The following is an 8,868-nucleotide window of genomic DNA, read 5'->3' on the forward strand; positions in this document are numbered from 1 at the left end:
CTCCGAGCACGCCGGGCCCCGACAGACCCGGGTGCTGGCCGGCGCGGTGACCGCGGTCGCCACCGCCGCCGCGGGCGTGGCCCTGGACGGGCTGCGCGACTGCCGGCTGCGTCGCCGGGTCACCCTGGTGCTCGCCACGCCCGCGGCGGCGGTGGCGACCGCGGTCACCGCGCCGGCCAGCACCAGGGTCTGTCGGGGCCCGGCGTGCTCGGAGAGCCAGCCGAGCAGGGGTGCGCCGACCGCGGCGGAGACCGAGCCGGTCACCGCCAGGGCGGCCAGCACCCGGCCGCGCATGGCGTAGTCGGTGTCGAGCTGGGCGCGGGCGCCGACCGTGGTGTCGATGATGACCGCCGCCGCGGCGATCGGGAGGATGACCGCGGCGAAGCTGAGCGTGCCGGGGGCCAGCCCGGCGACAATCTGCAGGACGCTGGCCAGCAGGCCTGCGCCGACCAGCACCCCGTAGCCCAGGTCCCGCCGGCGGGCCGCCACGAGCGCGCCGAGCACCGTGCCGACCGCGAAGACCGTGGAGAGCAGGCCGTAGCCGGAGGCGCCGCCACGCAGCGGGCCGTCGCTCATCGCCGCCATGGTCACCTGGTAGTTGCGGCCCAGGCTGCCCAGCACGAACGACAGGGCCAGCGCGACCAGCACCACCGGCTGGCGCAGCAGGTAGCGGAAGCCGGCCCGGATGCCGCCGTCCGCCGGCGCCGGGTCGGCGGCGTGCCGCTCCCCCTCGCGTACGGCCGAGTCGCCGTCGGCGACCACCGCGTCCGTCGCGGCCTCCCCCCGGTACAGCTCCCGCTCGCGTACGGCGAACAGGGCGGCGACGACCGCGACGAAGCTGGCGGCGTTGATGGCGAAGAGCAGCGCGGGCCCGATGGCGGCGACCACGACAGCGCCGACGCTCATGCCGAGGATGCGCCCGGCGGAATTGGTCAGCGAGCCGAGCGCCAGGGCGTTGCCCAGATCCCGGGGGTCGACCAGGGTCGAGGACCAGCGGCCCGCCACCGGCCCCTCGATCGCCGACACCGCGCCGGTGACCAGGGAGATCACGTAGATCGCCGGGAGGCCGCCGGCGCCGGTGGCAGCGACCACCGCGAGTCCCGCGGCGAGGGTGGCGTGCAGCGCCTGGGCGGTGATCAGCAGCGGCTTCGCCGGCAGTCGGTCGGCCAGCGCCCCGCCCCAGACGCTGAGCAGCAGGGTGGGCAGGGCCTGGAGCAGGATGGCCAGGCCCATCGAGGTCGCCGAGCGGGTCTGCGCGAGGACGTACCAGTTGACGCCGAGCACCTGCATCCAGGTCCCGATGACCGACACGAACCCGGCACCGGCCCAGATCCGGTAGTTCCGGTGGTGCAGCGCGGCGAACGTGGCTCCGAGGGCCACGACGACCTCCCCGTTGGCGACGACATGACAAAGCCGCACCGTTTCGGGTGCGGCAGCCGCCAAGTCTGGCCCGTGGTCAAACCGATTCGCCGCATTCGTGAGCAGGTTCACCGGGTCGTCGGCGGCAGCCCGCACCAGCGGGGCAGCCGCCGGCACGAACCGGACGCCGACGCCGAGCACCCCGGTCCGGGACGGGTACGTCCGGACCGGGGTGTCGTGCCCCCGTGTCGTGGGGTCAGCGGGCGGCGAGCGGCTGCCGGGCCGGATCCACCGGGGCGGGCAGGGTGCCGGCCCCACCCAGGTAGGAGTGGATCGCCGCGGCGGCGGCCCGCCCCTCGGCGATGGCCCAGACGATCAGCGAGGCGCCCCGGTGCATGTCCCCGGCGACGAAGACCCCGTCGGCCTCGGTCTGCCAGTCCGGCCGGGCGTCGACCGCGCCGCGGGCGTTGCGGGCCACCCCGAACTGGGCCAGCAGCGGCTGCTCCTCGGTGCCATCGAAGCCGATGGCCAGCAGCACCAGGTCGGCCGGCAGTTCCCGCTCGGAGCCGGGCAGCGCGGTGACGATCCGCCGGCCGTCCCGCTTCTCCACGGTCACCTCGGCGATCCGGACGCCCTTGACCTGGCCGGTGCCGTCGTCGACGAACTCCTGCACCGCGACGGCGAAGACCCGCTCGCCGCCCTCCTCGTGCGCGGGGTAGTTGCGCAGGATCCACGGCCAGGTGGGCCACGGGTCCCGGTCGGCGTCCCGGCTGGTCGGCGGCTCCGGATAGAGGTCGAGCTGGTGGACGCCGGCGGCGCCCTGCCGGTGCGCCACCCCGAGGCAGTCGGCGGCGGTGTCGCCACCGCCGATGATCACCACGTGCTTGCCGGCCGCGTCGATCGGCGTGCCGTCGGGCAGCACGGCCAGCGCGGGCCGACCCTGGCCGGCCGCGGCCACCACCCGGTTGGCGGCGACCAGGTGCGTCATCGCCTGGTGCACCCCGCGCAGCGGCCGGCCCGGCGTCTCCGGGGTGTCCCGGCCCTGCAGGGCGCCGCAGGCCAGCAGCACCGCGTCGTGCTCGGCGCGCAGCTGCTCGGCGGTGACGTCCACGCCGACGTCCACCCCGGTGCGGAACTGCACGCCCTCCGCGGCGAGCTGGGCCAGCCGCCGGTCGATGTGCTGCTTCTCCAGCTTGAAGTCGGGAATGCCGTACCGGAGCAGGCCGCCGAGCGCGTCGTCGCGCTCGTACACGGTGACGGCGTGACCGGCGCGGGCGAGCTGCTGCGCGGCGGCGAGCCCCGCGGGGCCGGAGCCCACCACGGCGACCGACCGGCCGGTCGGCGCCGGCACCGGGCGGGGCCGCAGCCCGCCGCGCGCCACGGCCGCGTCGGCGATCTCCACCTCGACCTGCTTGATGGTGACCGGCTCGCCGCCGCCGATGCCGAGCACGCAGGCCGCCTCGCAGGGCGCCGGGCAGAGCCGGCCGGTGAACTCCGGGAAGTTGTTGGTGGCGTGCAGCGACTCCACCGCGGCGTCCCAGTTGCCGGTCCGGACCAGGTCGTTCCAGTCCGGGATGCGGTTGCCCAGCGGGCAGCCGTCGTGGCAGAACGGGATGCCGCAGTCCATGCACCGGGTGGCCTGCTCGCGGATCAGCTCCTCGCCGGCCGGCGGGTACACCTCCCGCCAGTCGGAGATCCGCACCGGCACCGGGCGGCGCGCCGGCAGCCGCCGGTTGTAGCGCAGGAAACCGTTCGGGTCAGGCACGAGCCACCTCCTGGGCGACCGCCCGGGGGGCGGGCGGCACCGGCATGGACGAAGCGGAAGGCGCCGACTGTGGTGTCGGGGCAGCTTGCGCCGCCAATGCGCTCATCACCGCGTCGTCGACGTCACGGCCGGCGGCTTCGGCGGCCCGCATGATCTCCAGCACCCGGCGGTAGTCCCGGGGCACCACGGCGGTGAACTCCTCCACCGCCTCCGGCCAGCGCTTCAACAGCTCCTCGGCGACCGCGGAGGCGGTCTCGGCGAAGTGTCGCTGCACCAGCTCGTGCAGCCGGTCCCGCTCCTCGGGCCGCAGCGGGGCGAGGTCGACCAGTTCGGCGTTGACCCGCGCCCGGTCGAGCCGCCAGACGAACGCCGTGCCACCGGACATGCCGGCGGCGAAGTTGCGCCCGGTCTCGCCGAGCACCACCACCGTGCCGCCGGTCATGTACTCGCAGCCGTGGTCGCCGACGCCCTCCACGACGGCCACCGCGCCCGAGTTGCGCACCGCGAAGCGCTCGCCGACCCGGCCGCGCAGGAAGACCTCGCCGCCGGTCGCGCCGTACAGGATGGTGTTGCCGGCGATGATCTGATCCTCGGCCCGCTCCCCCGGCCCGGCCTCGCCGTCGACGAACGGCGCCGCCGGGTCCGGGCGGACGACGAGCCGGCCGCCGGAAAGGCCCTTGCCGACGTAGTCGTTGGCGTCGCCGTGCAGCCGCAGGGTCACCCCGCGCGGCAGGAACGCGCCGAACGACTGGCCGGCGGTGCCGTGCAGCAGGAACTCGACGGTGTCCTCCGGCAGGCCGGCGCCGCCGAAGCGGCGGGTGACCTCGCCGCCGAGCATCGCGCCGACGCTGCGGTGCTCGTTGCGGACGGCCACCTCGACCCGGACCGGGGTCCCGTCGCGCAGCGCCGGCTCCGCGAGGGCGATCAGCTCGTTGTCCAGGGCCAGCTCCAGGCCGTGGTCCTGGGCCCGGACGCCCCGCCGCGCGGCGTCCGCCGGCAGCTCCGGCAACCGGAGTACGGGCGCCAGGTCGAGCCCGTGCCCCTTCCAGTGGTCGATCGCCGGGGTGACGTCGAGCAGCTCGGTCTGCCCGATCGCCTCCTCGATCGACCGGAAGCCCAGCTCGGCCAGGTAACCCCGGACCTCCTCGGCGAGGAAGAGGAAGAAGTTCTCCACGAACTCCGGCCTGCCGGTGAACCGCTCGCGCAGCACCGGGTTCTGCGTGGCGATGCCGACCGGGCAGGTGTCCAGGTGGCAGACCCGCATCATCACGCAGCCCTCGACGATCAGCGGGGCGGTGGCGAAGCCGAACTCCTCCGCGCCGAGCAGCGCCGCGATGAGCACGTCCCGGCCGGTCTTGAGCTGGCCGTCGACCTGCACGGTGACCCGGTCGCGCAGCTTGTTGAGCAGCAGCGTCTGCTGCGCCTCGGCCAGGCCCAGCTCCCACGGGGTGCCGGCGTGCTTGAGCGAGTTGAGCGGGGAGGCGCCGGTGCCGCCGTCGTGGCCGGAAATCAGGATGACGTCGGCCTTGAGCTTGGCGACGCCGGCCGCGACGGTGCCCACGCCGACCTCGCTGACCAGCTTGACGTGCACCCGGGCGGCCGGGTTGACGCACTTCAGGTCGTGCACGAGCTGGGCGAGGTCCTCGATGGAGTAGATGTCGTGGTGCGGCGGCGGGGAGATCAGGCCGACGCCCGGGGTGGCGTGCCGGGTCCGGGCGATCCACGGCCAGACCTTGTTGCCGGGGAGCTGGCCGCCCTCGCCGGGCTTCGCGCCCTGGGCCATCTTGATCTGGAGGTCGTCGGCGTTGACCAGGTATTCGCTGGTCACCCCGAACCGGCCGCTGGCGATCTGCTTCACCGCGGAGCGGCGGGCCGGGTCGTGCAGCCGGTCGACGTCCTCGCCGCCCTCGCCGGTGTTGGACTTGCCGCCGAGGCGGTTCATCGCGATGGCCAGGGTCTCGTGCGCCTCCGCCGAGATCGACCCGTACGACATGGCACCGGTGGCGAACCGCTTGACGATCTCGCCGGCCGGCTCCACCTCGTCCAGCGGCACCGGCGGGCGCACGCCGGTACGCAGGGTGAACAGCCCGCGCAGCGAGCCGGCCCGCGCGGCCAGCTCGTCGACCTTCGCGGTGTACTGCCGGAAGACGTCGTACTGGCGGCTGCGGGTGGCGTGCTGGAGCAGGAAGACCGTCTCCGGGTTGAACAGGTGCAGCTCACCCTCGCGGCGCCACTGGTACTCGCCGCCGACCTCCAACCGGTCGGAGCTCTGCGCGCCCGGGGCCGGCCAGGCCAGCGCGTGCCGGGCGGCCACCTCGGCGTGGATCTCGTTCAGCCCGATCCCGCTGATCTTGCTGGGGGTGCCCCGGAAGTAGCGCTCGACCAGGCGGGTGTCCAGGCCGACCGCCTCGAAGACCTGCGCGCCGCAGTACGACGACACGGTCGAGATGCCCATCTTGGACATGATCTTCAGGACGCCCTTGCCGAGCGCCTTGACGTAGTTGCGGATCGCCTTCCCGGGGTCGACCCCGGGAAGCGCCCCGGTGGAGATCATGTCCTCCACCGACTCGAAGGCCAGGTACGGGTTGACCGCCGCCGCGCCGTACCCGATCAGCACCGCCGCGTGGTGCACCTCCCGGCAGTCGCCGGACTCCACGATCAGCGCCACCTGGGTCCGCGTCTGCTCGCGGACCAAGTGCTGGTGCACCGCCGCGGTGAGCAGCAGCGACGGGATCGGCGCCAGGTCGGCGTTGGAGTCCCGGTCGGACAGGACCAGGATCCGCACCCCGTCCTCGATCGCCTCGGAGACGTGCCGGCAGATCTCGGTCAGCCGGGCCTTGATGCCGGCGCCGCCGTCGCGGACCCGGTAGAGCCCGGAGACCCGGACCGCCTTGAAGCCGGGCAGGTCGCCGTCCTCGTCGATGGAGAGGATCTTGGCCAGCTCGTCGTTGTCGATCACCGGGTACGGCAGCACGATCTGCCGGCAGCTCGCCGGGCCTGGGTCGAGCAGGTTGCCCTCCGGCCCGATGGTGGAGGCCAGGCTGGTCACCAGCTCCTCCCGGATGGCGTCCAGCGGCGGGTTGGTGACCTGGGCGAAGAGCTGGTGGAAGTAGTCGTAGAGCAGCCGCGGCCGGGTCGACAGCGGGGCGATCGGGGTGTCGGTGCCCATCGAGCCGATGGGCTCCGCGCCGGCCCGCGCCATCGGGGCGAGCAGGATCTTCAACTCCTCCTCGGTGTAGCCGAAGGTCTGCTGGCGGCGGCGCACCGAGTCGTGGGTGTAGACGATGTGTTCACGCGGCGGCAGGTCGCCCAGGTCGATCAGGCCGGCGTGCAGCCACTCGTCGTACGGCCGGGCGGCGGCCAGCTCGGCCTTGATCTCGTCGTCGGAGACGATCCGCCCGTTGACGGTGTCGACCAGGAACATCTTCCCCGGCTGGAGCCGCCCCTTGGCGACCACCCGGGCCGGCTCGAGGTCGAGCACCCCCGCCTCGCTGCCCAGCACGACCAGGCCGTCGGCGGTGCGCCACCAGCGGCCCGGGCGCAGCCCGTTGCGGTCCAGCACCGCGCCGACGATCTCGCCGTCGGTGAAGGCGACCGAGGCGGGCCCGTCCCACGGCTCCATCAGGCTGGCGTGGAAGCGGTAGAAGGCGCGCTTGTCGGCGCGCATCTCGGGGTCGTTCTCCCAGGCCTCCGGGATCATCATCAGCACCGCGTGCGGCAGGCTCCGCCCCGCCAGGTGCAGCAGCTCCAGGACCTCGTCGAAGTTCGCCGAGTCGGAGGCGCCCGGGGTGCAGACCGGGAAGACCCGGCGGATGTTGCCGGGCAGGTTCGGGCTGCGCAGCAGCGCCTCGCGGGCCTGCATCCAGTTCCGGTTGCCGCGGATCGTGTTGATCTCGCCGTTGTGCGCGATGAACCGGTAGGGGTGGGCCAGCGGCCAGGACGGGAACGTGTTCGTCGAGAAGCGCGAGTGCACCAGGGCGATGGCGCTCTCGACCCGCTCGTCGGTCAGCTCCGGGTAGTACGCCGGAAGCTGGTCCGGGGTGAGCATGCCCTTCCAGACCATGGTCCGCCCGGACAGCGACGGGAAGTACGCCGGCACCCCCCGCTCGGCGGTCTCCCGCTCGGCCTGCTTGCGCACGCAGAACGCCACCCGGTCCAGGTCCAGCCCGGCCAGCGGGGAGCCGGCCGGGCCGGCCGGCGAGTCGGTCAGCCGGTGCGCGGCGAGGAACAGCTGCCGGACCCGGGGCATCGCCGCCAGCGCGGTCTCGCCGAGGCCGCTCGGGTCGGTGGGCACGTCCCGCCAGCCGAGCACGTCGGCCCCCTCGACCAGGGCGTACTTCTCCACCACCCGACGGGCCAGCGCCTCACCGGCGTCGTCGTCGGGGAGGAAGACCAGGCCGGTCGCGTACTGGCCGGCGGGCGGCAGCGGGAAGTCGACGACCGCGCGCAGGAACGCGTCCGGCACCTGGATCATGATCCCGGCGCCGTCACCGGTGTTGTGCTCCGCGCCCCGGGCGCCCCGGTGGTCCAGCCGGCAGAGCGCGCCGAGACCGTTGGCGACGACCTCGTGCGACCGGCGTCCGTGCAGGTCGGCCACGAAGGCCACACCGCACGCGTCGTGCTCCTGCGCGGGGTCGTAGAGCCCCGTGGCGGGCGGGGCCGACTGCGGGCTGAGAGGGTACGGAAAGGCCACCGGGCCTCCTGTCGTCACTCAGGTTGGATCATGGTCGGGACGACGTCGGCCCTCGTGGGTTTATTGAGTCTACGTTAGGGCGCACGGCGCAAGGCCAGTTCGGATTGATCACACTTCCACAATCTGGGACATGTAGTCTCGCGCGGTGGATGTCCTACGCGCTGAGCTGTTCGACCGCTTGGAGAGTTTCTACGACGCGGTGCCCCGCGACGGCGCCCGCACCGAGGAGTACGGCGCGCTGGTCCTCTTCGTCCGGGACGGCGCCGGCTGGCCGTTCTACGCCCGCCCCCGGCTCGACGCCACGAAGCCGCCGTCGCTGGCCGACGTCACCGCCGTCCGGGCCCGCCAGCGGGAGCTGGGGCTGCCCGAGGCGTTCGAGTGGGTGCACGAGGTCACCCCGGACCTGCTCGCCGTCGCCCGCTCGGCGGGGCTGACCGTGCTGGAGGCGCCGTTGATGGTGCTCGACCCGGTCGACCCGCCGGACCCGGCGACGCTCAGCGACGTACCGGTGCGGGTCCTCGACCCGGCCTCCTCCGGCTTCGCCGCCGACGTCGCGATCCGGCGGGCCGTCGCGGCGGTCGGCTTCTCCCACGGCGGCACCGTCCGGGGCGACGCCGGGCCGGCCGAGCGGGACGCGACCGTGGCCCGCCTGGACGTGGCCGCGCTCGAGGAGGAGGCGGTCCGGGTCGCGGACGGCCGCCGGATCTCGGTGCTCGCGGAGAGCGCCGGCCAGGGGCCGCTGGCCAGCGGGATGGCGATGCGGGTCGGCGACGTCGCCGAGATCGCCGGGGTGGCCACCCTGCCGATCGCCCGCCGCCGCGGCCTCGGCGCCGCGGTCACCGCCGCCCTGGCCCGCGAGCTGCGCGCCGCCGGCACCGACCTGATCTTCCTCTCCGCCGGCAGCGAGGAGATCGCCCGCGTCTACCTGCGGGTCGGCTTCCGCCGGGTCGGCACGGCCTGCATCGCCGAACCGGCCGCCCTCATCGGCTGACCGGGCGGCACCCGGCCACCCGCGGCGGAACGTCGGGGGTCAGGCGGGCGGGTGCCACTG

Annotated in this window: 4 protein-coding genes; 1 reads left to right on the plus strand and 3 read right to left on the minus strand. The window is 74.3% G+C overall.

Annotation, left to right across the window (positions count from 1 at the left end):
• The 3 genes from DKT69_RS30275 to gltB all read right to left on the minus strand — a co-directional run.
• On the minus strand, positions 1-1,380 hold a 1,380-nt coding region (locus DKT69_RS30275), incomplete at its 3' end, for an MFS transporter (RefSeq protein WP_109804862.1).
• 235 nt (positions 1,381-1,615) lie between these two features.
• A complete protein-coding gene (locus DKT69_RS30280; protein WP_109804859.1) occupies positions 1,616-3,124 on the minus strand; it encodes a glutamate synthase subunit beta in 1,509 nt (502 codons plus the stop codon).
• Positions 3,117-7,817, minus strand: coding sequence for a glutamate synthase large subunit (gene gltB / locus DKT69_RS30285; protein ID WP_109804860.1), 4,701 nt, complete (start codon positions 7,815-7,817; stop codon positions 3,117-3,119). Before gltB ends, DKT69_RS30280 begins: the two co-directional genes overlap by 8 nt.
• Before the next feature lie 145 nt (positions 7,818-7,962).
• Here gltB and DKT69_RS30290 point away from each other — a divergent pair, with 145 nt between their 5' ends.
• Complete coding sequence (locus DKT69_RS30290) at positions 7,963-8,808, plus strand: GNAT family N-acetyltransferase (RefSeq protein ID WP_109804861.1); 846 nt, start codon at positions 7,963-7,965, stop codon at positions 8,806-8,808.
• Positions 8,809-8,868 lie beyond the last annotated feature (60 nt).

This window comes from Micromonospora sicca (assembly GCF_003172935.1).
Classification (GTDB): domain Bacteria; phylum Actinomycetota; class Actinomycetes; order Mycobacteriales; family Micromonosporaceae; genus Micromonospora; species Micromonospora sicca.